The 23,883-nt window shown below is 61.6% G+C and carries 24 protein-coding genes; 6 read left to right on the top strand and 18 right to left on the bottom strand.

What is annotated here, in order from left to right:
• Nucleotides 1-2: 2 nt before the first annotated feature.
• From OSJ75_RS17295 to sugE, 4 genes are all read right to left on the bottom strand, one after another.
• Nucleotides 3-407, bottom strand: coding sequence for an aconitase X swivel domain-containing protein (locus OSJ75_RS17295; protein ID WP_267228887.1), 405 nt, complete (start codon nucleotides 405-407; stop codon nucleotides 3-5).
• On the bottom strand, nucleotides 404-1,660 hold the full coding sequence (locus OSJ75_RS17300) for an aconitase X catalytic domain-containing protein (protein WP_267228888.1): 1,257 nt from the start codon (nucleotides 1,658-1,660) through the stop codon (nucleotides 404-406). Before OSJ75_RS17300 ends, OSJ75_RS17295 begins: the two co-directional genes overlap by 4 nt.
• Before the next feature lie 33 nt (nucleotides 1,661-1,693).
• Nucleotides 1,694-2,473: a molybdopterin-synthase adenylyltransferase MoeB gene (locus tag OSJ75_RS17305; protein WP_267228889.1), complete on the bottom strand. Its 780-nt coding sequence runs from the start codon at nucleotides 2,471-2,473 to the stop codon at nucleotides 1,694-1,696.
• A 108-nt stretch (nucleotides 2,474-2,581) separates the two neighbouring features.
• Nucleotides 2,582-2,896, bottom strand: coding sequence for a quaternary ammonium compound efflux SMR transporter SugE (gene sugE / locus OSJ75_RS17310; RefSeq protein WP_250019238.1), 315 nt, complete (start codon nucleotides 2,894-2,896; stop codon nucleotides 2,582-2,584).
• Nucleotides 2,897-3,188: 292 nt separating this feature from the next.
• On the opposite strand from sugE, the gene OSJ75_RS17315 reads away from it, so the two are divergent.
• Nucleotides 3,189-4,388: a DUF2778 domain-containing protein gene (locus OSJ75_RS17315; protein WP_267228890.1), complete on the top strand. Its 1,200-nt coding sequence runs from the start codon at nucleotides 3,189-3,191 to the stop codon at nucleotides 4,386-4,388.
• A 47-nt stretch (nucleotides 4,389-4,435) separates the two neighbouring features.
• Here OSJ75_RS17315 and OSJ75_RS17320 read toward each other — a convergent pair whose 3' ends face one another.
• From OSJ75_RS17320 to OSJ75_RS17365, 10 genes are all read right to left on the bottom strand, one after another.
• Nucleotides 4,436-4,771, bottom strand: coding sequence for an ArsR/SmtB family transcription factor (locus OSJ75_RS17320; RefSeq protein WP_267228891.1), 336 nt, complete (start codon nucleotides 4,769-4,771; stop codon nucleotides 4,436-4,438).
• The gene (locus OSJ75_RS17325; protein ID WP_267228892.1) at nucleotides 4,758-5,204 is read right to left on the bottom strand and encodes an SRPBCC family protein; all 447 of its coding nucleotides are present in this window, start codon (nucleotides 5,202-5,204) and stop codon (nucleotides 4,758-4,760) included. The genes OSJ75_RS17320 and OSJ75_RS17325 overlap by 14 nt, the downstream gene beginning before the upstream one ends.
• Nucleotides 5,205-5,285: 81 nt before the next feature.
• A complete protein-coding gene (locus OSJ75_RS17330) occupies nucleotides 5,286-6,947 on the bottom strand; it encodes an L-lactate permease (RefSeq protein ID WP_250019167.1) in 1,662 nt (553 codons plus the stop codon).
• A gap of 142 nt (nucleotides 6,948-7,089) precedes the next feature.
• A complete protein-coding gene (gene recF / locus OSJ75_RS17335) occupies nucleotides 7,090-8,259 on the bottom strand; it encodes a DNA replication/repair protein RecF (protein WP_267228893.1) in 1,170 nt (389 codons plus the stop codon).
• 59 nt (nucleotides 8,260-8,318) lie between these two features.
• Complete coding sequence (gene dnaN, locus OSJ75_RS17340) at nucleotides 8,319-9,437, bottom strand: DNA polymerase III subunit beta (protein WP_267228894.1); 1,119 nt, start codon at nucleotides 9,435-9,437, stop codon at nucleotides 8,319-8,321.
• 173 nt (nucleotides 9,438-9,610) lie between these two features.
• Nucleotides 9,611-11,155 (bottom strand): chromosomal replication initiator protein DnaA, encoded by a 1,545-nt coding sequence (dnaA, locus tag OSJ75_RS17345; RefSeq protein ID WP_250019164.1) that lies wholly within the window; start codon nucleotides 11,153-11,155, stop codon nucleotides 9,611-9,613.
• Between the two features lie 836 nt (nucleotides 11,156-11,991).
• Nucleotides 11,992-12,258: a 30S ribosomal protein S20 gene (gene rpsT / locus OSJ75_RS17350; protein WP_250019163.1), complete on the bottom strand. Its 267-nt coding sequence runs from the start codon at nucleotides 12,256-12,258 to the stop codon at nucleotides 11,992-11,994.
• A 166-nt stretch (nucleotides 12,259-12,424) separates the two neighbouring features.
• A complete protein-coding gene (locus OSJ75_RS17355; RefSeq protein WP_250019162.1) occupies nucleotides 12,425-13,198 on the bottom strand; it encodes an enoyl-CoA hydratase in 774 nt (257 codons plus the stop codon).
• Between the two features lie 17 nt (nucleotides 13,199-13,215).
• Nucleotides 13,216-14,109, bottom strand: a complete 894-nt coding sequence (gene mutM / locus OSJ75_RS17360) for a bifunctional DNA-formamidopyrimidine glycosylase/DNA-(apurinic or apyrimidinic site) lyase (protein ID WP_267228895.1) — start codon at nucleotides 14,107-14,109, stop codon at nucleotides 13,216-13,218.
• Nucleotides 14,102-15,337, bottom strand: coding sequence for a phosphopentomutase (locus tag OSJ75_RS17365; RefSeq protein WP_267228896.1), 1,236 nt, complete (start codon nucleotides 15,335-15,337; stop codon nucleotides 14,102-14,104). The genes mutM and OSJ75_RS17365 overlap by 8 nt, the downstream gene beginning before the upstream one ends.
• Nucleotides 15,338-15,575: 238 nt before the next feature.
• On the opposite strand from OSJ75_RS17365, the gene OSJ75_RS17370 reads away from it, so the two are divergent.
• The 5 genes from OSJ75_RS17370 to OSJ75_RS17390 all read left to right on the top strand — a co-directional run bounded on the left by OSJ75_RS17370 (nucleotide 15,576) and on the right by OSJ75_RS17390 (nucleotide 19,035).
• The gene (locus tag OSJ75_RS17370; protein ID WP_250019159.1) at nucleotides 15,576-15,773 is read left to right on the top strand and encodes a Flp family type IVb pilin; all 198 of its coding nucleotides are present in this window, start codon (nucleotides 15,576-15,578) and stop codon (nucleotides 15,771-15,773) included.
• A gap of 2 nt (nucleotides 15,774-15,775) precedes the next feature.
• Entirely contained in the window at nucleotides 15,776-16,300 is a 525-nt protein-coding gene (locus OSJ75_RS17375) for an A24 family peptidase (RefSeq protein ID WP_250019158.1), read from the top strand.
• 80 nt (nucleotides 16,301-16,380) lie between these two features.
• Complete coding sequence (locus OSJ75_RS17380) at nucleotides 16,381-17,748, top strand: leucyl aminopeptidase family protein (protein WP_267228897.1); 1,368 nt, start codon at nucleotides 16,381-16,383, stop codon at nucleotides 17,746-17,748.
• Between the two features lie 70 nt (nucleotides 17,749-17,818).
• Nucleotides 17,819-18,166 carry a MarR family winged helix-turn-helix transcriptional regulator gene (locus OSJ75_RS17385; protein WP_267228898.1) on the top strand — a complete coding sequence of 116 codons (348 nt, stop codon included), beginning with the start codon at nucleotides 17,819-17,821 and terminating at the stop codon, nucleotides 18,164-18,166.
• Complete coding sequence (locus OSJ75_RS17390) at nucleotides 18,163-19,035, top strand: NlpC/P60 family protein (protein WP_267228899.1); 873 nt, start codon at nucleotides 18,163-18,165, stop codon at nucleotides 19,033-19,035. Before OSJ75_RS17385 ends, OSJ75_RS17390 begins: the two co-directional genes overlap by 4 nt.
• A gap of 24 nt (nucleotides 19,036-19,059) precedes the next feature.
• Here the strand turns inward: OSJ75_RS17390 and OSJ75_RS17395 are convergent, their stop codons facing one another.
• The 4 genes from OSJ75_RS17395 to OSJ75_RS17410 are packed head-to-tail and all read right to left on the bottom strand — an operon-like array spanning nucleotide 19,060 to nucleotide 23,883.
• Nucleotides 19,060-20,013, bottom strand: a complete 954-nt coding sequence (locus tag OSJ75_RS17395) for a 2-hydroxyacid dehydrogenase (RefSeq protein WP_267228900.1) — start codon at nucleotides 20,011-20,013, stop codon at nucleotides 19,060-19,062.
• A complete protein-coding gene (locus tag OSJ75_RS17400; protein WP_267228901.1) occupies nucleotides 20,010-21,647 on the bottom strand; it encodes an ABC transporter ATP-binding protein in 1,638 nt (545 codons plus the stop codon). Before OSJ75_RS17400 ends, OSJ75_RS17395 begins: the two co-directional genes overlap by 4 nt.
• Nucleotides 21,644-22,780 (bottom strand): ABC transporter permease, encoded by a 1,137-nt coding sequence (locus tag OSJ75_RS17405; RefSeq protein ID WP_267228902.1) that lies wholly within the window; start codon nucleotides 22,778-22,780, stop codon nucleotides 21,644-21,646. Before OSJ75_RS17405 ends, OSJ75_RS17400 begins: the two co-directional genes overlap by 4 nt.
• Complete coding sequence (locus tag OSJ75_RS17410) at nucleotides 22,780-23,883, bottom strand: microcin C ABC transporter permease YejB (RefSeq protein WP_250019151.1); 1,104 nt, start codon at nucleotides 23,881-23,883, stop codon at nucleotides 22,780-22,782. The genes OSJ75_RS17405 and OSJ75_RS17410 overlap by 1 nt, the downstream gene beginning before the upstream one ends.

Here is a 23,883-nt window from a genome sequence, read left to right on the forward strand (position 1 = left end):
CGCTATTCGGCCGACAGCGTCCCGTCAGCGGCGATGGTGATCATCCGGCCGGCAAGATCGGCATATCCGCTGCGGTCCATCTGAATGGCGATTGGCGTCGAATGCCCCATCTCCTGCGCCACGATCAGCCCGAGGAGCAATATCGCGTCCGGCTCATGCAGGACGAGGGCCGCCGGGGCGATATCCATCGAGACAAGTTCAAGCAATATGGCGGCTGCCGACGACGAGCCGATCGTGCCGGGCAGGAACAGGACCTTGCCGCTGATCGAGAGGCCATGTTGCGGATGCCTGACATCGGCAACCATCGCCGTTTTCGGGTTGATTCCGCCCCAGAAGCTGATCGGAGCGGTGAAAATCAGGGCCGGCGCGCGGGCCGGAGTGCCGGAAACGAGGATTTTCCCGTTCATGCCGCCGCCTCGAAGACCGGCTCCCCTGCCATGGCGCTTGCGACACATTCGGCGAGGGAGCCGTAAATGACGCCATATCCGGTGTTTCCGGGGGCATAATGGGCGAATTTTCCGGAATTTGTCATCAGAACCGCGTCTTTCTTGTCCGGCAGGATGGGCGTCACCACCACGCAGGTATCGGCGACGATGACGACGCCGCATCTTTCCAGCGCAGCGCGGCGCCCGTCACGATCCAGCGCGGCGAGGGCGTGCCGCCCGGTGCAGGCATAGAGCGGGACCTTCAGGCGTCGTCCGGCGACCAATGCCTCCAGCCGCTCGAACTCTTCGATCGAAAGGTGCGGACTGCCGATGGCAACCGCATCGATGCGATTGGCACCGAGCGCGGTGGAAAGCCGCGTGCGCGAGTCGGCGACCATTTCCATGGTGACGTCGAGCCTCATGCGCGGTTCCCGGCCTTGCAGCGCTGCCGCGACGGTCGGAGCTTCGGGTGTCACGCCCGCCACATGAAACAGGCCGACCGCACCGGCCGATGCCGATGCCGCGCCGAAAGCCTTCAGCGCATCCTCGCCGGGATGACGTGCGATGCCTTCGACGACGCCGATAGCAGCGCCCACCTCGCGGCCATAGAGGCTGCCGAGTATCGGCCAGGCGCTTTCCGAGGCAAGAAAGTCCGGATTCAATCCCGATACGTCGAAAATGATCTCCGCCCGGCGATTTTCGGGGCGGTGCAAGCCATAAAAGGGCGCAACGCCCGCTATGGCGCAGGCTATGTCGAGAAAATCCCCATAGCGATTGGTCCGCGCGCCCAGTACGGAGTTGCAGAAGACGACGGCATTGGACTCGCCCCAGGCAACGTCGGTGCCAGCAGCCGGCCGGTGCCCCGCCTGATACGGCGCACAGGTCCAGCTCGGCTCGCAGCCAAGCTTGCGATAGGCATACATCATCCGGCGCGCCATCTCCCGCTCATGCGGCGGCAGCCGATTGGCGGAGCAGGCGGCAAGATCGAGCGAGCCGACATTGAGCGTGGACCGCACGCTGACGCGGGCCCCGCAATCGACCAGCCGCTCCGCGAACAAGGTGCCGGAATCGCCATGGTACAGCGCGCCGTCGATATGGGCCGAGGCGATCGGGATCAGCGACGGTGCGCCCATCAGTTCCGCTGTTGCGGCAACGATGCGCATGGCCATCGCTGCGCCTTCGCCGCTGCCGCCGTTGGCGATAGCGCGTTGTTCCGCGGTAAGCTCTAGCGCCATGGTCGCAATGCCCCGTCAATAGACGTGAAATGATCACGCTGCCGCATTGGTCTTTCCCGCCTTGTAGCGGATCGTCTCGAAGCGGGAGGTGAGGGCATCATAGAGCAGCAGCCGCCCGATGAGAGGTTCGCCGATGCCGGTGATGAGCTTGACCACCTCGGCAGCCTGCAGCGAGCCGATCACCCCCGGCAATACGCCGAGAACACCCGCTTCGGCACAGGCAGGCACGAGCCCGGCGGGCGGCGGGGTCGGAAAAAGATCGCGATAGCTGGGATTGGGCGCGCCGTCTGCGCCATCGGCATAGGGCATGAGCGTCGTCAGGGAGCCGTCGAAACGGCCGAGGGCAGCCGAGACCAGCGGGAGCCTTTCGGCCAGGCACGTATCGGCGAGCAGGTAGCGCGTATCGAAATTGTCGGAACCATCGACGATGATGTCGTAGCGCCGCACGAGATCGTCGGCATTGTCGGCAGACAAGCGGAGTTCGTGGCTTTCCACGGTGACATGAGGATTGATCGCGGCGATGGCGCGCGCGGCGCTCTCGACTTTCGGCGAACCGACGAGGTCGCTCGAATGAATGATCTGACGCTGCAGATTGCTCAGGGACACGCGATCATCATCGATGATACCGAGCGTCCCGACACCGGAAGCCGCGAGATATTGCAGGACCGGAGCACCGAGCCCGCCGGCGCCGATGACGAGGACACGGGCGCGTTTCAGCTTCTGCTGGCCGGGTCCGCCGATCTCGCCAAGGATGATATGGCGCGCATAACGCTCTATCTCGGCGGAGGAAAGCGGTGGTGTTTGTTCGCTCATGATCGGACTTTCGCAGGGCCTGGCGCCGAGGGCGTCCGCCGGTGGCGGCACGCCCCTATGCGCCGAGTTTAGGACTTGCGCCTGCCGAGGGAAACCCCCGGCCACTGCCTATGACAGAAATTTCAATCCGCCTATTCCGGCAACGATCAAGCCGATGCAGACGAGGCGCGTCACCGTTGCAGGTTCGCCGAATATGTACATGCCGAGCAGCGCGGTGCCCACCGTGCCGATGCCGGTCCACACCGCATAAGCGCTGCCGACGGGCAGCTCGCGCAGCGCGAGCCCAAGCAGAACGACGCTGACGACCATGCTGACGGCCGTCAGAACGCTGGGCACGAGTTTGGAGAAGCCTTCGGTATATTTGAGCCCGATGGCCCAGCCGATTTCGAAGAGTCCAGCGGCAATAAGAGTGATCCAGGCCATGCGACCTTCCTTCTTGTAAACGGGCCGTCCCGGATTGTCTGAAAACGCCGCGTCTGAAGGAAGCGGGTAGAGGTCGTCCTCGTGACCACTATGTAGGAAAAGCCGGGTCGATTGGCAAGAAACGCTGCTTTGAGTAATTTTGGTGTTTAAGTTCAAGGGAACAGCAGGTTCCTGCCGCCGCTTCAACACATTGGTAACCAAGTTTCTTCATCCTTGCCGGATAAATGTCCGCCGCGGCCCGCCTCTGGCTTGCCACGATCGGAAAGGGTGTATCGCGTGCAAGAGTGCAATCATGAGTAAGACGACGCTGACAGTCGATCGGAAGGCCAGGAAGCCCCGCCCGGCTCGCAATGGGTTCCCCGTTCGGGCGGCGGCGGCCGCCGGTTCCATTGCCGCGGCATGGGGATTTTTCATGGTTGCCGGCATGCCGGCCCTGGTGGAGCCAATGGCGGCGAAGGCTGCACATTCGCAGGCGAGGGGCGTCGCGCCGCTGGAATTGGCGGCCTTGCCCCGGTCAGCCGCTTTTTTCGCGCAAAGGCAGCTTCCTTCCGTCGAACATCGCGCCTGGCAGCCGAGCGCCCTGCCACAGAATGCCCTCATCACTGCCTCGGGAGAGGTGATAACGATCAAGACGGCAAAGCCTCCGCGCCAGCCGCTGGTCGCAGACCGCTTCGCAGCGCGGGCCTCCGGCGTCCAGACGGCACGCACGGAGCCCAATGCAGCAATCGTGGCGACGATCCTCGATGCTTCGGTCGAGCAGGGCACGGAGCTTGCATTTGCCTCGACGGGTTTCGAAGGCAGCACGGCGGATTATCCCTCGGTCGCAGCCACGACATTGAGCCCCGCGGCGCTGGCGCAATCGCAACCGTCCCGACCGACCCGGCAGGTGGAACTCGGGGATGGACCCTTCGCGCTGGTATTGTCCGAGCCTGACGCCGATATGGGGGCAGTACCCTTGCCCGTCACGCGGCCGCGGCGCGCTACAGGCGCCCCGGCGACCGCACTGGCCTATGCCGCGCCGGACTCGGGCATTACCGACGTCACGCCACGATATCGCGAACCGGAGGCGCCGGCGACGGCGAGCGGGCGCACGGCGGTCTACAGCATCGAGGACAAGACGGTATTCATGCCCAATGGCGAACGCCTGGAAGCGCATTCCGGCCTGGGTCCGATGCTCGACAATCCGCGCTACGTCCATAAGAAGATGCGTGGCGCGACGCCGCCGCATACCTACAATCTGACCATGCGCGAGGCCCTGTTCCACGGTGTCGAGGCCATCCGCCTCAATCCGGTGGATCCGCGAAAGATCTTCGGTCGCGATGGTTTGCTGGCCCATACCTACATGCTTGGACCGCGCGGCGATTCCAATGGATGCCTTGTTTTCAAGAACTACAAGCGTTTCCTTGCCGCGTTCAAGCGAGGCGAAGTGCGCCAGCTCGTCGTCGTGGCGCGCCTCCCGGGCGGGACATCGTCCCGCATCGCTTCGCGCTAGCAGAACAGGCCATGCGCCCCTGAGCGCACGGAAAAAGCGACACTTGCTTAATGCGGTTGATCAACGAACTTGCGCAGGCGCTCCAGTGCATCATCCCACTGCCGCGATACGCGTGCGAGATAGGTTTGTGCGTCTTCAAGCCGCTCGGGGCGGAATGTATAATGGCTCTCCCGTCCCTTTTTCTGGTGAATGACGAGGCCGGCCCCCTCGAGCACTTTAAGATGCTTCGAGACAGCTTGCCGTGTAAGCGCGATATTGGCGCAGAGGGCGGTAATCGATTGCGAGCCGCCATCGCTGAGGCGGGCGATCAGGTCAAGGCGTGTTGGGTCACCAAGTGCGGCAAACAGGGTGGAAGGGCCGGTCGCCCCATCAACGGTCGACATAGGCCTTGATGTTTTTCATCTGCTCTTCCCAACCACCCTCGTTCGACCGCATGGCCTCATCCCGGCGCTTTTCCGGAACTCCATCGAAGCCTGATTCCACGACCGTCAGCAAGGTTCCCGACTTGTGGGGCTTCAGCGTGAATTCGACGAGCGTCGGCTGTTCTGCGGAATAATCATAGTCCGGATCCACCGCATAGGGATGCCAGGTGAAGGCAAAGGCGTGCGGTTTTTCGACCTTCACCACATGCGCCTGCCATTTCAGGTGTTCGTGGCCCGGATAGGTGATGTGTCCGGTCGAAGTTTCTCCGGCGGCAAAAGGGGCATCCAGCTTCACGCGGAACCAGGCCCGGAAGGCCTCATGGTCCGTCAGCGCCTGCCATACCTTTTCGATTGGAGCATTCAGTTCGATTTGCTTTTCAATACGATCCGACATTGCGCAACCTCCTGGTTGCGTAATCCTAGCATGGAGGGAGAAAAGCGCAACCGTTAAGCTGCGCTTTTCTGTCGTGGTCGATCAAGGTGCCGTGACGATCATCCACGGGAAGGCATAGGCCTGCAGCATGACCAGGATGCCGACAAGGCAGGCAAGGACGATCGAGTGCTTGAAGACAAAGCGAAGGATCGTGCCCTCATGCCCGTACCAGTTCGTTGCCGTAGAGGCGACGACGATCGACTGGGCGTCGATCATCTTGCCCATGACGCCACCCGACGAATTGGCGGCGCCCATCAGGATCGGCGACAGGCCGAGCTGTTCCGAGGTGATCTTCTGCAGATTGCCGAAGAGCACGTTCGACGCCGTATCGGAACCGGTCAGCGCCACGCCCAGCCAGCCAAGCAATGTGCCGAAGAAGGGGTAGAGGACGCCGGTGGTGGCAAAGGCGAGGCCGAGAGTGGCATCGATGCCCGACAGGCGGGTAAGCGTGCCGATCGCCAGCATCGCCGATATGGTGATCAGCGAATAGGCGCAGAGCTTCAAGGTGCGGCCATAGCTTCGGATCAGCTCCAGCGGCGTGTAGCCCATGAGAAAGCCGGAGATGATCGCGGCGATCAGCATGCCGGAGCCCGTATAGGACAGCCATGTAAAGGCGAACACCGCTTTTTCCGGCGTTGGCGCCGGGGCGATGGGGGCCACTTTCATGATCTGGCCGTCAAGACCGGGAACGGGGAAGTTCCATGTCGCCCAGGGATTGACCAGGCCCTTGAACCAGTCGGTGCCCCAGAGGAGAAGTACGGCGCAGACGATGATCCATGGCGTCAGCGAGGCCCAGACTTCGGCGCGGGTCGGCTGCTTCTTCGACTGTACCACGGGTGGAACCTGCGATGCGGAATCGTCGCGGACACGCAGGGCCGTGGAGGTCCAGATGACCTTCGGCTGCCAGATGCGCAGGAAACCGATGAGGCAGGCCATCGAGATCAGCGACGCTCCGATATCGACGATCCATGGATTGACGAAATTGGAGATGAGGAATTGCGGCACCGCGAAGGATACGCCGGTGACGAGGATCGCCGGCCAGACTTCCTTTGTCCCCTTGAAGCCGGCGAAGGCCCATATGACCCAGAACGGCACGATGAGCGAGAAGAATGGCAGCTGCCGGCCCACCATGGCGCCGAGAAGGAACGGGTCGATACCGGTCACGCTCGATAGTCCGGCGATCGGCGTGCCGAGTGCGCCATAGGCCACGGGCGCCGTATTGGCTATCAATGAGAGACCGGAAGCGGCAAGCGGCGAAAAGCCGAGGCCGATCAGCACGGCGGCCGTGACCGCAACGGGGGTTCCGAAGCCGGAGGCGCCCTCGAAAAAAGCGCCGAACGAAAATGCAATCAGCAATATCTGCAATCTTCGGTCGCGGGTAACGCCGCCGATCGTGTTCTGCAACGTCTCGAACACGCCTTTCTCCACTGTCAGGCGGTAGAGGAAAATGACGTTGAGAACGATCCAGCCGATCGGAAAGAAGCCGGTGATGACACCAAGCAGCGATGCGCGCAGCGACAGGTCCGCCGGCATCGTGAAGATGAAGACTGCCACCAGGTTGGCGGCGATCAGCGCGATGATTGCGGCGATATGAACCTTCACCTTGTTGGACGCGATCAACGCCAGCAGGATTACCACGGGAATCGCGGCCGCCAGCGTGGATAAGACAGAACTGCCAAGAGGATTGTAGACCTGATTCCACATAATGAATGCTCTCCCATCATTAAATATGCGTCAGATCGGGACAGTAGTTACTTCATATTTCGGTGTTGCAAGTAAAACTTGCACCAAAAGACCCGCTTCGGGCGTTAATCCACTCTTATTGTCTGGTTGTGCTTGCCGAAGACTATGTTCGGGCAGCCTCGACAGCGCCGTGCGACACGGTGAAGAACTGCGCACGATCCGACAGGCTCGAGAAGAGGGCCTGATCGGTACCGGTCATGAATGCCTGGCCGCCAAGCTCGTCGATAATGTTGAAAAGTGCGGCCCTGCGGCCTTCGTCGAGATGCGCGGCGATCTCGTCAAGCAGCAGGATCGGCGCCATTCCGGAAAGTTCGCCCGTCAGTCGGCCATGCGACAGCACCAGGCCGATCAGCAGCGCCTTCTGCTCGCCGGTCGAACAGAGCGCGGCGGGCATGGCTTTCGGCCGGTGGCGGACGGTCAGGTCGGAGCGATGCGGGCCCGTCAGGGTGCGTCCTGCGGCGCGGTCGCGGCTTCGTCCCTCATGGAGCGCCCGCCGAAACGTCTCCTCTATGTCTGTCGCGGCCTCAATGCCGACGCGCTGCTCAAGCTCCCCGTCGAGAAAACAATCGGCCTTTGGAAACGGCGTATCGTCCGGCAGCTGCTCGATCATGCCATTGATCAGGCGCATCAGCTCGGCGCGGGCGGCCGCGATGGCGATGCCGAGTTCGGCCATGGGCGTTTCGATCGCATCCAGCCATGCGTCGTTGCCGCGATCTTCCGCGAGAAGGCGGTTGCGGCTGCGCATCGCCTTGTCGTAGTCGAGGACGCGCCTGCCATGCGCCGGGTCGATGGCGAGGACCATGCGGTCGAGGAAGCGCCTTCGGTCTGCCGCCGCGCCGGTGAACAGCCCGTCCATTGCCGGGACGAGCCAGAGGACGCGCGAATAGTCGAGGAGTTCATCGGCGCTCGCAACGGTAACGCCGTTGACGCGAACCCGGCGTCCCGTATCACCCGCGGCGTTGCCGGCAAGGCCGGTGCCGATCTCGACGCTGCCCTGCGGATTGTCGATCGTCGCGTGAATGGCGAAACCATCGGCGGCGCCTTCGCGCGTCACATCGGTATAGGTGGCCCGCCGCAGCCCGCGGCCGGGCGAGAGAAACGAAATCGCTTCCAGAAGATTGGTCTTGCCAGCGCCGTTCTCTCCGGTGAAAACCACGTGGGAAGGCGCAAGCTTCAGCGACAATGTCTCGTAATTGCGGAAATTCGCCAGCTTGAGCCGGCTGATCGCAACGCGCGATGGGCGCTGTCCGTCCTGATCGAGAGCATCAGCCATGAAAGATCACAGGGCTGCTACACCCCTCCATTATACCGGCGACGGAACGCGCAGCCGGCCTAGACCCGCATCGGCATCAGGACATAGAGCGAATTCGCATCGCCCGTATCGCGGACCAGCGTGGGCGAACCGGCATCGGCAAGCATGAATATGGCCTCCGATCCGCTCAATTGCGCGGTAATATCCAGCAGATACTTGGCGTTGAAGCCGATTTCGATCGGGTCCGCGTCATATTCGGCCGCAAGCTCGTCCGTCGCGCTGCCTGAATCGGGATTGTTGACGGTAAGGGTCAACTGGCCATCGGTGATTGAAAGCTTGACCGCTCGGCCGCGCTCGCTGGAAATCGTCGAAACGCGATCCACCGCGGCGGCGAAGCTCTGGCGGTCGATCGTCAGCTTCTTGTCATTGCCCGATGGAATAACCCGTTGATAGTCCGGGAAGGTGCCGTCGATCAGCTTCGAGGTGAGCACGACAGAGCCGATCGTGAAGCGGATCTTCGTCTCGGAGAGCTCGACGGTTATCACCAGATCCGGATCATCGACCAGCTTCTGCAATTCGGCCACGGTCTTGCGCGGAACGATGATGCCGGGCATGCCCTCGGTACCGGCAGGCGCTTCGAGCTCGGCGCGGGCGAGGCGGTGGCCGTCCGTGGCCACTGCCCGTAGCTTCAGGGCGCCTTCGCTCTCGATTGCATGAAGATAGATGCCATTGAGGTAATAGCGGGTTTCCTCGGTCGAGATCGCAAACTGCGTGCGATCGATAAGCGTCTTGAGCGCGCTCGAAGGAATGCGGAATGTGTGCGTGAAGGAACCGGCCGTCAGCTCGGGAAAATCCGATTGCGGCAGGCATTGCAGGCGGAAGCTGGACCGTCCCGACGTGACCGCCATCGAATTGCCGTCGGCATTGGTGGCAAGAAGCACCTCCGCACCGTCCGGCAGCTTGCGCACGATATCGTAAAGAAGATGCGCCGGCACCGTCGTCGCGCCCGACTGGTCGATCTGGGCAGCCGTCGCCTCCGTAACCTCGAGGTCGAGATCGGTGGCTTTCAGGGCAAGGCTCTCGCCTTCGGCCTGCAGGAGAACGTTCGACAGGATCGGTATCGTATTGCGTCGTTCGACCACGCGATGGACATGATTAAGCGACTTCAGGAGGTTGGAACGTTCAAGTGTTACACGCATGATAAAACCGGTCTCGCTGACTTCAGCCCTGTGTGCGGCTGTCTGTGGGAGGATATCCCTCTGGGTCAGCCAAATTGGCAGAAATCAATGTGAAAAAGCAAGTCTGCGGCGGACATCACATGCCAACGCCGCAGCCTTTCTGTTGATAAGTATCAAAGCCCGGCAAATGGGCCTTATTGAGCCTGATCGTTGATCAGGCGCTTCAGCAATTCGAGTTCCTGCGACAGTTTCTGGTCCTTGCCGACAATGTCCTCGATCTTGCGCACGGCATGCAGGACGGTGGTGTGATCCCGCCCGCCAAACCGGCGCCCGATTTCCGGCAGGGAACGCGGCGTCATCATCTTGGCCAGATACATGGCGATCTGGCGCGGCTTGACGATGGTGCGTGTACGCCGGTTGGACAGAAGATCCTGCTTGGAAACATTGTAGTGACGCGAAACGATCCGCTGGATTTCCTCGATGCGGATACGCTTTGCTTCGCCGCCGCGCATGAGATGGCTCAGGAGTTCGTCGACCCGATCGACCGAAAGGTTCGGTTCGAAGGTCTGGCGGAACAGGAGCTGGTTGAACGCTCCTTCCAGTTCACGTCCGCTGCCGGTGACCGAACGGGCCACATGGTCGAGAATCTCTTGAGCAATATCGAGCGTCTTGTCCTCTTCCTGAGCCGCGGCCAGGCGGCGCTTGAGGATTTCGAGGCGCATCGCATAGTCAGGCGCAGCCATTTCCAGCGCTACGCCACCCTGGAGACGCGAGCGGACGCGCGGATCGAGTGATTCCAGCTCCGATGGCGGACGATCCGCTGCAACGACGACCTGCTTGGCGCTGTCGAGGAGCGTGTTGATGAGGTGGCAGAATTCATGCTGGATGGATTTGCCCTGCAGGAACTGCATGTCGTCGATGATCAGCAGGTCGATGTCGCGGAGCTGCTCCTTGAAAGACAAGGCATTGTTGTCGCGGATCGCCGTAGCGAAACGCCACATGAAATATTCGGCCGTCAGATAGACGACGCGTGCACGTTCGGGACGCTTCAGCGCCTCGGCGGCAATGGCTTGCAGCAGGTGGGTCTTGCCCAGGCCGACCGAAGCATGGATGAAGAGCGGATTGAAGCGGACAGCGCTCGCGCCGGCATCGGCAATGGTGCGCGCTGCGGCCAGCGCCACGCGATTGGGCGTGCCATCGACGAAAGTGTCGAACGTGTAGCGCGGATCGAGCGGCGAGCCGAAAACGGCGTTCTGCGTCTTGTCGCTGAACGGAACGGCCGGCTTCTTGTCGTGCATGCCACCGACGGCGAAGACGGGCTTGTCACGGGCCGGACCGGCCTTGTCGCCGAGGGGCTCGGCACGAAGCGCGGCTTCGCTCTCGCAGGCCGGACGAAGCGAACGGCTGGCGCTGCGGAAGACGATCTCCACCTTGAGAACCTGCTCGTCCTCCTCGCGCCAGAGTGCGGCGATCATATCGGCGTAGTGATTGTTGATCCAGGAACGCAGGAAGGCGGTCGGTACGGAGAGACGGACGATGCTCTTGGACGTCTCGTCGAGTTTAAGGCGCCCGAACCAGCTCGAATATACCTCACTTCCAAGTTTCGCCTTCAGCTTCAGCTTGACGCGCTCGAAAATGATCTCGCCATCATTGGCGGCCAGTTCCATCTTTTTCCCCTCGTCCACCTGGAGCGGGGCAACGGCTGATTCCCGACCGTTCTCCACAATTCCGCTGTTCATGTCATCGCCTCATTCTGATATTTTTGTCGGGTCTAGCGCCCGTATATTTCTCGGTGCCGGCCCCACGCCGGACAAATGGATGCCAGCCCAGGCTGGCTTGCCTGCAATACTAATACGTCGTTTTCACTCTGAGGCAGATTTGGCTTGAAATGCGTTCGCCCATGTTCGTACTTGCCACCTTTGTGTCCTTCTCAAGTTTTGGCGCAACAAGACTCACGCCCGGCTCGCGCCAGCGCCGTCAGCACGCTCATTTGTGGAAACAGCCCAAATCCCTCAGGACCTGGGTACTGACAAAAACTACCCGTTACGCAAATCGTGATCCGCGTTTACAACCAGAATTTTATAAGCCTGTTAAATGGGTATATGCCCACCCCTTTGATGTCTGGACCTTACAAAAACCTATGCGGTGAGGGCAAGTGCGAGGAACCGGAATTTTGATGAATTAAAGGTTAACGGATTTGCGATTTTTTTAACCGTATCCGAGACAAGGGCGAAAAAACGTTCGGATTCAACGCCTTTTTTAGGCCACACATTTTGTTGCAGCGCGGAGTCCGGCGAGCAAAAAAAAATATTAAATATTCGCTTGACATCAACTGGTGCCGGAGAATCCGGCAGCGCGGTTTTAGGGGAGCCCCTCTCCTTCGACAAGCCATTGATTTTAAATAACAAAAGATGGTTGTCGCTTTTTGTATGAGGCGCCGTGTGACAAGCATATGTCAAGCATTTGGTAAGTTGTTGGTTTTGACCGGAAATGGCCGCCACCTGGCAAAAAAGGCACAATAAAAAAACCCGGCTAACGAGGTAGCCGGGTTTTTAGAAGGATTGGAACTGTTCTATCAGGCGGTCATGCCCTTCAGGCGGGCCGACAGACGAGATACCTTGCGGGAAGCGGTATTCTTGTGAATGACGCCCTTGGAAGCGGCCCGCATTACTTCCGGCTCGACTGCCTTGAATGCGAGAGCTGCTGCTGCCTGGTCACCGCTTGCGACCGCATCTTCGAACTTGCGAAGGAAGGTACGCACGCGTGAACGGCGGGATTTGTTGACTTCGGTGCGGGCTTCAATCTTGCGCGCCGCCTTCTTGGCCGAAGGAGTGTTGGCCATGTTGCCTCTCTTTTCTGTCAGCTAATCGACCGCGCAAAGCAGTCGTCACAAAATAATAGGGCGGCCAAGGGCCACCGAACGTTGACCGGGCTTATAGATGAGCTTTGCCGATGCGTCAACTTGGAATCGATGGCTGCTGGCGAAAATGCGTTCCCTGCTTGCCGCATCATTTGTTCTTGAAATTGGCAGTGCGCTTTTCGGCGAAGGCAGCCATGCCTTCTTTCTGGTCCTCGAGCGCGAACATGGAATGAAACACCCTCCGCTCGAACCGCAGGCCTTCCTGCAGGGTGGTCTCATAGGCGCGATTGACGGTCTCCTTGGTCATCAGCACGGAAGGCAGGGAGAAGGAGGCGATCTTGTGCGCCGCCTTGAAGGCCTCCTCGATGAGATCGCTCGCCGGCACCACGCGCGATACCAGCCCGCTGCGTTCCGCCTCGGCCGCGTCCATCATCCGGCCGGTCAGGCACATGTCCATGGCCTTGGATTTGCCCACGAAGCGGGTGAGCCGCTGCGAGCCGCCCATGCCGGGCATGACGCCCAAGGTGATCTCGGGCTGCCCGAACTTGGCGGTATCGGCGGCGATGATGAAATCGCACATCATGGCGAGTTCGCAGCCGCCGCCGAGGGCATAGCCGGCGACCGCGGCGATGAGCGGTTTGCGCAGCCGCGTCACGCGCTCCCATTCGCTGAAATAATCGGCGAGATAGGCGTCGGCGAAGGTGAGGCCCTGCATCTCCTTTATATCCGCGCCGGCCGCGAATGCCTTTTCGGACCCGGTGATGATGACGGCGCCGATGCGCGGGTTCTTGTCGAGCGTTTCGAGAGCTTCCGCAAGTTCCGCCAGCAGCGCCGAGTTGAGCGCATTGAGGGCCTTTGGCCGATTGAGCTGGATGAAGCCGACTTTCTCGCGCGTTTCGACCAGGATATTCTCATACGCCATTTCAATCTCCTCACTGATCAATGCTGGCAGACGGGACAATAGAATGTCGACCGGCCGCTCTGGACGATGCGGGACACCGTGCCATGGCAACCGGGGCGGGGGCAAGCGGTGCCCTCGCGATCGTAGACTGAAAAGGAGTGCTGGAAATAGCCGAGCTCGCCACTGGCCTGCCGATAGTCCTTCAAGCTGGAACCGCCGGCCTTGATGGCATCCGCAATGACGGAGCGAATGGCGTCCGCCAGGCGGTCGGACATCGCGGTCGCTTCGCCGCCGCGCCCGGAAATGCTGCCCGCCGGCCGGTCAGGCAGCAGTTGGGCGCGCCACAGCGCTTCGCACACATATATATTGCCGAGGCCCGCGATCAGCTTCTGGTCGAGAAGTGCGGCCTTGAGCGGCGCCGCCTTCCGGGAAAACAGTCGCGCCAGCAAGTCCCCATCCAGGCGGTTGCCCGTCGGGTCCACGCCGAGGTCCTTCAAGAGCGGATGGCTGTTCAACATGCCGGGCTCCGAAAGCAGCATGAAGCCGAATCGCCGCGGGTCATTATAGACAATGCGCCGTCCCGTGCCGTCCTTCGTCTCGAGATGAAAGACGACATGGTCATGCGCGCTGTTCCTGGAACGGTCGTGGTGAAACTGCCCGGGCTCGGCGTTGCCTGCCGGTTCTTCGATCCTGAAGGAGCCGGACATGCCGAGGTGGCTCAGGATATCGAGCCCATTGTCGAGATGGACGATCAGGTATTTCGCCCGCCGTTCCAGCGAAGTGATCGTGCGTCCGTTCAATCGCTGGGGAAATTCGGCCGGAAAGGGAAAGCGCAGATCCGGGCGTCGTTGTTCCACATCGGCGATGATGGCGCCTTCCACGAAGGGCTGCAGGCCACGCTTGACTGTTTCTACCTCGGGCAGTTCAGGCATTTGCTGTGCTGCCGCCGAGGAAGCTTCGGCCATGCGGCCCGGCAATTGCTCCAAGATGCGCGGCTATGGTCTCGCCAATATCGGCGAAGCTGCGCCTGACACCGAGGCTCGAACGCGGCAGGCCGGGGCCGGCACAAAGCACGGGCACGCGCTCTCTCGTATGGTCGGTGCCCCTGAAAGTGGGATCGCAGCCATGGTCGGCGGTAATGACGAGAAGGTCGCCCTCGCGCAACTTGCCCAGGGCCTCGGGCAGGCGGCGGTCGAAGGCCTCCAGCGCGGCGGCATAACCTGCCACATCGCGGCGATGCCCGTAGAGCATGTCAAAATCGACGAAATTCGTGAAAACCAGGTCACCGTCGCCAGCATCGTCCATTGCGTCGAGCGTGGTATCGAACAGCGCCATGTTGCCGTTGGCTTTGCGCACTTCGCTGATGCCCTGATGCGCAAAGATATCGCCGATCTTGCCGATTGCGATCACCTTGCGACCGGAATCCTTGAGACGGTCGAGCAGCGTCGGTTCTGGCGGCAGTACCGAATAGTCGCGGCGATTGCCGGTGCGGGTGAATTCGCCCTTCTTGTCGCCGATGAAGGGCCGGGCGATGACGCGGCCGATATTGAGCGGATCGACGAGGTCGCGCACGATGCCGCAGAGCTCATATAGCCGCTCGAGCCCGAAATGCGTCTCATGGGCGGCGATCTGCAGGACACTGTCTGTGGACGTGTAGAATATCGGCTTGCCGGAGCGGATATGCTCCTCGCCGAATTCGTCGATGATTTCGGTGCCGGATGCGTGTTTTTCGCCGAGAACGCCCGGTATCGCGGCCTTCTTTGTCGCCTCGGCCACGAGTTCGGCCGGAAAGGCAGGGATCGTCTGCGGAAAATAACCCCAGTCGAAGCTGACGGGTACGCCGGCGATCTCCCAATGGCCGGATGGCGTGTCCTTGCCCTTGGACACTTCTTCCGCCGCGCCCCAAAGGCCGGACGGTTGATAGATATCCGGCGCGAGTTCTAGCCCGGTCGACAGGTTCGCGGCATGCGCAAGCCCCAGCCGGTCGAGATTGGGCAGGGACAGCGGGCCGCTGCGCAGCCCCGGCCTGTCGGCCTTGCCCGCGGCGCATGCCTCCCAAATATGGCCATAGGTGTCGGCCCCGGCATCACCGAATGCAGCGGCATCCGGCGCGCCGCCGATACCGAATGAGTCCAACACAAACAGAAAGGCGCGCGCCATGCCATGCTCCATAGTCCTTGCTCACCAGAGATAGGCGAAACCTCCCACAAAGACAAATGCGGATGAAAGAAGCCTCAAGCGCCGCAATGGATCATTAAGCATAGCGGCTCGGAAACGCCGCCGGCGACCACGAAGCGGCGGATTTACCCTTTCCTAAGGCTGTTTCTTAAACTCAACGCAAACTGGTTTCCCTAGTTTTTCAGGCAGAGCCGACCCCTCAAACGGTGAGAGTTGCCACATGAAAAATCGCGCCGCCAGAATGTTCAACGTCCTTAAAAGTTTCCGCCGGGATGAATCAGGCGCGACCGTCATCGAATATACGCTCATCGCTTCCATCATCTGCATAGGCATCATTGGCAGTGTCGGAACGCTCGGCACCACGGCAGAAGCGCTCTATACGAGCGTTGCAAACCAGGTGGCGCAGGCAACGAACTGACGATGATCGAAGCGGCCATCCTCATTGTCTTCCCCTTTGCCATGGCCTTCGCGGCCATGTCGGATCTTCTGTCCATGACGATCCAGAATCGCGTTTCGATCATCCTCATTGCCGCCTTTGCCGCGCTTGCGCCTTTCACCGGCATGGGCTGGGACGTCTACGCCATGCATTTTGCTGCCGGGGCCGTCGTCCTCTGCGCCACCTTCGGTCTCTTTGCCGCGGGAATAATGGGCGGCGGCGATGCAAAGCTCATGACGGCCACCGCCATCTGGATGGGCTGGAACGTCGAACTCGCCAGCTACTTCATCAGCCTCTCGCTGATCGGCGGGCTCCTCGCCATCGCAATCCTGAAATATCGCAGCTCGACGGTTACGCTCGCCTATGCCAGCCGCATCGGATTCCTGCGCCGCCTGGGCGATGCGAAAGAGGGAGTGCCCTATGGTCTGGCGCTCGGATTGGCGGGGCTGCTGATCTTCCCGTCTTCGCCCCTCGGCATATGGGTCATCGACCGGCTCGCCACTGTCTGAGGCCGCTTGAATCAGACGAGAATGGACTTTAACGGGTAGATGAAGCGGGATGACCGCTCGATAATGTTCAGGAGAATTTCATGCCAGCCGAGATAACCGCGAAGAAAACGCGCACCAGCCGGCCCATCTGGTTTGTCAGGACGGGCGGCCTTGATGATGCCGGCCTCGATGCGAAGGCCATCGCCTGGGCGCGAGCCAATGGCTTCGAGGGCCAGGCCGGCAAGCTTCTGCTGCTTGCGGACGCGGCCGGCACGGTCTCGGGAGCTCTCTTCGGCATCGGCAAGGGCGAGACGCCGCTTGTGTCCGGCAAGCTCGCGACCGGGCTGCCGGAAGGGGCATGGCACATTGCCGGCACCACCGACGATCCGGAGCTTGTCGCGCTTGGTTTTCTCCTCGGCGGCTACAAGTTCACGCGCTATTTGAAGAAGGATACAAAGATCGTCAGTCTGGCGACGCCGGAAGGGGCAGGCAAGGCCGAGGTGCGGCGTCTCGCCCGTGCCGTTACGCTGGCCCGCGATCTCATCAACACGCCGACCAATGACATGGGGCCCGTCGCGCTCGAGAAGGAAGCCGAGGCGCTGGCCGGTCAGCACGATGCGGCGATTTCGGTTGTCAAGGGAGCCGCTCTCCTCAAGAAGAACCTGCCGATGATCCACGCCGTCGGGCGCGCCGGCGCCGAGGAGCCGCGTCTCATCGACCTGCGCTGGGGCAAGCGCGACGCGCCGAAGGTGACGCTGGTGGGGAAAGGCGTCTGCTTCGATACCGGCGGCCTCGACATCAAGCCGGCAAGCAGCATGCTTCTGATGAAGAAGGACATGGGCGGCGCGGCGAATGTGCTGGCGCTGGCGGGCATCATCATGGATTCCGGGCTGCCGGTGCGGCTTCGCGTGCTGATACCGGCCGTCGAGAACGCCATCTCCGCCAACGCATTCCGGCCGGGGGACGTGCTCACCAGCCGCAAGGGGCTGACGGTGGAGATCGGCAATACGGATGCGGAAGGGCGGCTGGTGCTTGCCGATGCCCTTGCGCTGGCCGATGAGGAAGAGCCCGAACTGCTCATAGACATGGCGACGCTGACCGGCGCGGCGCGCGTGGCGCTCGGCCCCGATCTGCCGCCTTTCTACACCAATGATGATGGTTTCGCGGCGGCCATGGCCGAGGCCTCGTCCGCCGTTGCCGACCCGGTCTGGCGCATGCCGCTCTGGCAGCCCTATGAAAGCAAGCTCTCCTCGCGCATCGCCGACCTGAACAATGTGACGACGGATGGCTTCGCGGGCTCGATCACGGCGGCGCTGTTCCTGCAGCGCTTCGTCAGCAAGGCCAGGGTCTGGGCGCATTTCGACATATTCGGCTGGAACCCGGTCGAGAAGCCGCACGCGCCGATCGGCGGCGAGGCACAGGCCATCCGGGCTCTCTATCACCATCTGAAACAGCGCTTCGCGCAGTGATGCTTGCGCCTCGGGCAGGATGGGGTAAGATGGAACGGAACCGAAACGATCGTGGGATCGCCCTCCATCGATGATAGAATTGAAGCCCATCCAGGCGCTCACATTGTGGAAGGATATGGCCGTATCGGAGGTTCGCGACGACGCGCATGATCTGACGCTGCGCCAGCTCGCGATACTGCTGACGATCTATCTGGAGCCTCCGCCGCACACGATACGCGGCCTTGCGGCGAAATTATCCGTTACCAAGCCGGTCATCACCCGTGCGCTCGACACAATGGGCGGCTATGGACTGGTGGACCGTCACCGGGATGACAAGGACAGGCGCAACGTCCTTGTCAGGCGCACGGTCAAGGGTGCGCTGTACGTCGAACGATTGGGCGATCTCATCATCGCCAAAGCCAGGGAATTGCCATTGTGACAGAAGAACAGGAAAAGCTGGATCCGAGGTTGAACGCGTTCCGCCCCGATCTGGCCGACGCGGCGCTTCAGGGCGAGGTGAGCGCCGAGCGTTTCGTCGAAGCCACGCCGATGCGCATCGCCGATCCGGTGGTCGACATTCGCTCGGAGCCGCGCGGCGACAGCGGGATGACGACGCAACTGCTTCTTGGCGACGACGTGCGGGTGTTCGAAGATTACAATGGCTGGTGCTGGATCCAGAACGAGCGCGACGGCTATGTCGGCTATGTGGTCGATACCAGCCTCGACAGGCGCAAGGACGAACCGACCCATATCGTCATAGCGCCGCGAACCTTCGTCTATGCCGGGTCCGATCTGCGCTATCCCCGGTTGAGGACCCTCTCGATGGGCTCATTGCTGACGGTCGTCGGCGGCCAGGAGCGGCGGGGAACGCTCTATGCGATGCTGCCGAGCGGCGAAGCGGTGATCGCCAGGCATATCGTGCCGGTCGACCAGGTAGCGCTGGACTATGTCGCGGTTGCCGAAAGCCTCATGCACACGCCCTATCTGTGGGGCGGCGCTTCCGGCTTCGGCATCGATTGCTCCGGTCTTGTCCAGTTGGCGCTGATGATGTCCGGCGTCGATGTTCTCCGCGATACGGACCAGCAGGAGCGAACGATCGGCTCGCCCTTCGAACCCAATGGGGATTACAGCAATCTCCAAAGGGGCGATCTCGTGTTCTGGAAAGGCCATGTCGGCATCATGGCCGACGACAGGATCATGATCCATGCCAGCGGCGACACGATGAGCGTCACCCGCGAACCCTTGTCCGAGGCAATCGAGCGGATCTCCTACCTCTACGGCAAGCCCACTTCCATCCGGCGGCCCTGACCGTTTGCGAGGGGAATGCCGCGCCTAATATTGCGCGGCCTTATCGACGATGTTGCGCAGTTTCTCGCCCCGCTCATAGGCTTCCATCTGCGCCACGATTTCGGGAACGAGCGCCTGCGGGCTCGAACTCGCCGCCGCATGGGGCGTGATGACGACTTGCGGATGCTTCCAGAGCGGGCTGTCCTTGGGCAGGGGTTCCTGGTTGAACACGTCGAGCGTCACCGCCGAGAGCATGCCCCTTTCGAGCGCCGCAACGATGTCCACCTCGTTCTGCAGCCCGCCGCGCCCGGCATTGATCAGCACAGGTGCACCGAGCGGTCCCTCGCTCTTCAGCTGGGCAAACATGCTCATCGACAGGATGTTGCGGGTGTCCGGCGTCAGCGGCAGCAGACAGACGATGATATCGACGTCCTTGAGGAAGTCCTTCAGCCCATCCTGGCCATAATGCGTGGTCACGCCTTCGATCGTCTGCAGGCGGCGGCTCCAGCCACTGACGCGAAAGCCCAGCATGCGCAGTTTCTGCGCGGCATCCCGCCCGAGGACGCCGAGGCCGAGAATGCCCACCGTCACCTCATGCGCGGCGGCCTGGCGGCGGTCTTCATGCCAGATGCGCTGGCTCTGCTGCTGGCGGTAGCGCAGGCCGAGCCGATGATGATCGAGAACCTGCCACACGACATATTCGCTCATGCGCATCGTCAGGTCGGGGGACACGATGCGGACGATCGGCACGTCCGGAATGTGCGGGTCGTGGAAGACGTGGTCCACACCCGCGCCGAGCGAGAAGATGACCTCCAGATTGGGCAGGTTCTGCAACGATCCCGGCTTCTGCTTCCAGACCAGCGCATAGCGAATGTTGGCGCGGTCGCTGTCCGGATCGACGACGAGCTGCCGGTTCGGCGCCGTCTTGCTGAATTCGGCTTGCCACACGTCCGGATCCCAACCCGTCAGGGCCAGGAGAATCTTGTCCCCGCTTGTCATTCGCTAACCGCTCCCTCTCCGGCTGTCTCTATTCTGAACGCTGCAGCCATCAGCGCCTTCGTGTACTCCGTCTTCGGACGGGAAAATATCTCCTCCGCCGTACCATATTCCACGGCCTTGCCATTGCGCATGACGAGCACGTCATTGGCAAGCGCCTTGACCACCTTCAGGTCGTGGCTGATGAAGAGATAGGCGAGGTTGTGCTTCTGCTGCAGCGAGCGCAAGAGATCGACCACTTGCGCCTGAACGCTCATGTCGAGCGCCGATGTCGGCTCGTCCAGCATGACGAAACGCGGATTGAGCACCATTGCCCGCGCGATGGCGATGCGCTGGCGCTGCCCGCCGGAGAATTCGTGCGGATAGCGGAACCGGTTCTCCGGGTCGAGGTTGACCTCCTTCAGCGCCGAGACGACGCGGGCATCGCGGTCCTGGGCGGAAAGGCGCGGTTCGTGCACCTCCAGCCCCTCGGCGATGATGTCGGCCACGGACATGCGCGGCGACAATGAGCCGAAAGGATCCTGGAATACGATCTGCAACTCGCGCCGCAGGGGTCGCATCTGCTTGAAACTGTACTGGTTGATATCGGTTTCGCCGAAGCGGATGACGCCCTCGGACGAGATCATCCGCGCCAGCGCCAGGCCAAGCGTCGTCTTGCCGGAGCCCGATTCGCCGACGACGCCAAGCGTCTGGCCGGCCCTTATCGTCACGTCGATGCCATCGACCGCCTTGACGTGATCGACGGTGCGCCGCAGGAAACCTTCCTTGATGGGGAACCAGACCTTGACGTTCTCGCCGCGCATGACCGGCGCCGCCGAAAGGTCGGCCCCCGGCGGATTGCCCCGCGGCTCGGCAGCCAGAAGATGCCTGGTATAGGCGTGCTGCGGATTGTCGAATATCTCCCGTGTCGGGCCGGTCTCGACGATCTTGCCGCCGGTCATCACGCAGACGCGGTCGGCGATCTTGCGGACGATGCCGAGATCGTGGGTGATGAACAGCATCGACATGCCCTGCGCCGATTTGAGCTCGGCGAGAAGTTCCAGTATCTGCGCCTGCACCGTCACGTCGAGCGCCGTCGTCGGCTCGTCCGCGATCAGCAGTTTCGGCCGGTTGGCGAGCGCCATTGCAATCATGACGCGTTGGCGCTGTCCGCCCGACAATTGATGCGGGTAGGCGCCAAGCCGTTTCTCGGGATCGCGGATGCCGACTTCCTGCAGCAATGTCAGCGTCCGCTCGCGCGCCGCCCTGTCGCCGAGACCCTGATGCAGCTTCAATATCTCGCCGATCTGCTTTTCGATCGTGTGGAGCGGATTGAGCGACGTCATCGGCTCCTGGAAGATCATGGTGATGTCGTTGCCGCGCACGCGCCGCAGGTCGCGCTCGTCCTTGTCGAGCAGGTCCTCGCCATTGAAAAGGATCTGCCCGGATGGATGGGAAGCGGGCGGATAGGGCAGCAGCTTCAGGATGGACAGCGCCGAGACCGACTTGCCGGAGCCGGATTCGCCGACGAGGGCGACGGTTTCGCCCGGGAAGATGTCGAAGGAGATATGGTCGACGGCCATGCTTTGCTTTTCGCCCTGGGTGAAGGCGACGGAAAGGTCTCTTACCGAGAGAAGGGGAGCCTGCGACGCGCTCATTTGAATGCCTTTCTCGGATCGAACGCATCACGCGTCGCCTCGCCGATGAAGATCAGCAGGGACAGCATCAGCGAAATCACCACGAAGCCCGTCAGGCCGAGCCAGGGTGCCTGGAGGTTGTTCTTGCCCTGGGCCAGAAGCTCGCCGAGGGAGGCCGATCCGGGCGGAAGCCCGAAGCCGAGGAAGTCGAGCGACGTCAATGTCGTGATCGAACCGTTCATGATGAAAGGCAGGAAGGTGAGCGTCGTGACCATGGCGTTCGGCAGCAAATGGCGGAGCATGATGGTCCTGTCGCGTACGCCGAGTGCTCGCGCGGCGTTCACATATTCGAAATTGCGGGCGCGCAGAAACTCGGCGCGGACGATGCCGACGAAGCTGACCCATGAGAACAGCAGCATGATCAGCAGCAGAATCCAGAAGCCCGGCGGCAAGATGGACGACATGATCAGCAGCAGGTAGAGCGTCGGAACCGATGACCATATTTCGATCAGCCTCTGGCCGATAAGGTCGAGCCAGCCGCCGAAATATCCCTGCAGCGCCCCCGCCGCCACGCCGACCACGGCGGAAGCAGCAGTGAGGATGAGGCCGAACAACACCGTGATCCGGAAGCCGTAGAGCGCGCGCGCGAACACGTCGCGCGCCTGGTCGTCGGTGCCGAGGATGTTCATGTTGCCGAAGTTGCAATTCGGATCGTCCACACCCTTCTCGTAGCGGGCGCAGCGCTCCTCCGGCGTATAGAGCCAGGAAGGCTTGGACGGCGCGGTATCAGGCAGTTCATTGTTGACCGTGCGATAGGAATAACGGATCGGCGGCCAGATCGCCCAGCCATTGGCGTTTATCTCGTCCTGGATCACCGGATCGCGGTAGTCGGTCACGGCGTAGAATCCGTTGAACTTCTCTTCGGGATAATCGACGAGGACGGGAAACAGCAGCTCGCCCTTGTAGGAGACGAGGATCGGCTTGTCATTGGCGATGAACTCGGCAAAGAGCGAGGCGATGAAGATGAAGAGGAATATCCACAGCGCCCACCAGCCGCGGCGGTTCGCCTTGAAATTCTCCCAGCGCCGCGCATTGAGCGGCGAAAGCCGCTGGCGTGGCGGCAAGGCGGGGGAAGCTCCGACCACATCCGTCATCAGACGTCCCTCCGCTCGAAGTCGATACGCGGATCGATCCATGTGTAGAGCAGGTCGGAAAGCAGGCTGACGATCACCCCGACCAGGGCGAAAATGTAGACGGTCGCTATGACGACGGGATAGTCGCGATTGATGATGGATTCATAGCCGAGCAGGCCGAGACCATCGAGCGAGAATATGGCTTCGATCAGCAGCTGGCCGGTGAAGAAGATCGAGATGAAGGCCGCAGGAAAGCCGGATACGACGATCAGCATGGCATTGCGGAAGACATGGCCATAGAGGATTTTCCGCTCTGTCAGCCCCTTTGCGCGCGCCGTCGTCACATATTGCTTGCGGATTTCGTCGAGGAACGAATTCTTGGTCAACAGCGTCGTCGTGGCGAAGGCGGAGAGCAGGATTGCGGTCAGCGGCAGCACGAGGTGCCAGGCATAGTCGACGATCTTGCCGAAGAAGGAGAGATCGCCGAAATTGTTGGACGTCAGGCCGCGCAGCGGGAACCAGTCGAAGAACGACCCGCCGGCAAAGAACACGATCAGCATGATGCCGAACAGGAAGCCGGGTATGGCATAGCCGACGACGATCACGGCGCTCGTCCATATGTCGAAGGCGGAGCCGTCCTTGATCGCCTTGCGGATGCCCATCGGAATCGAGATCAGGTAGGAAAGCAGCGTCGTCCACAGCCCGAGCGAGATCGAGACGGGCAGTTTCTCCTTTATGAGGTCGACCACGCTGATGTCGCGGAAGTAGCTCTTGCCGAAATCGAAGCGGATATAGTTCCAGACAAGCAGGCCAAAGCGTTCGAGCGGCGGCTTGTCGAGGCCGAACTGTTTCTCCAGGCTGGCGATGAAGGCCGGGTCCAGCCCCTGCGCCCCGCGATATTTGGAGTTGGTGGTGGTGGTGCCAAGGTCGGGCTGGCTCTGGCCGAAATCGGCGCCGCCGCCGCCGAGGCGGTCCATGGCATTGCCGCCCTGGCCGGTCAATTGCCCGATGATCCGCTCCACCGGGCCGCCGGGCACGAATTGCACGATGACGAAACAGACGAGCAGGACGCCGAAGAGGGTGGGGACCATCAGCAGAAGGCGGCGCAGGATATAGGCCGCCAT

Source organism: Phyllobacterium sp. 0TCS1.6A, assembly GCF_026420825.1.
In the GTDB taxonomy this organism is placed as follows: domain Bacteria; phylum Pseudomonadota; class Alphaproteobacteria; order Rhizobiales; family Rhizobiaceae; genus Phyllobacterium.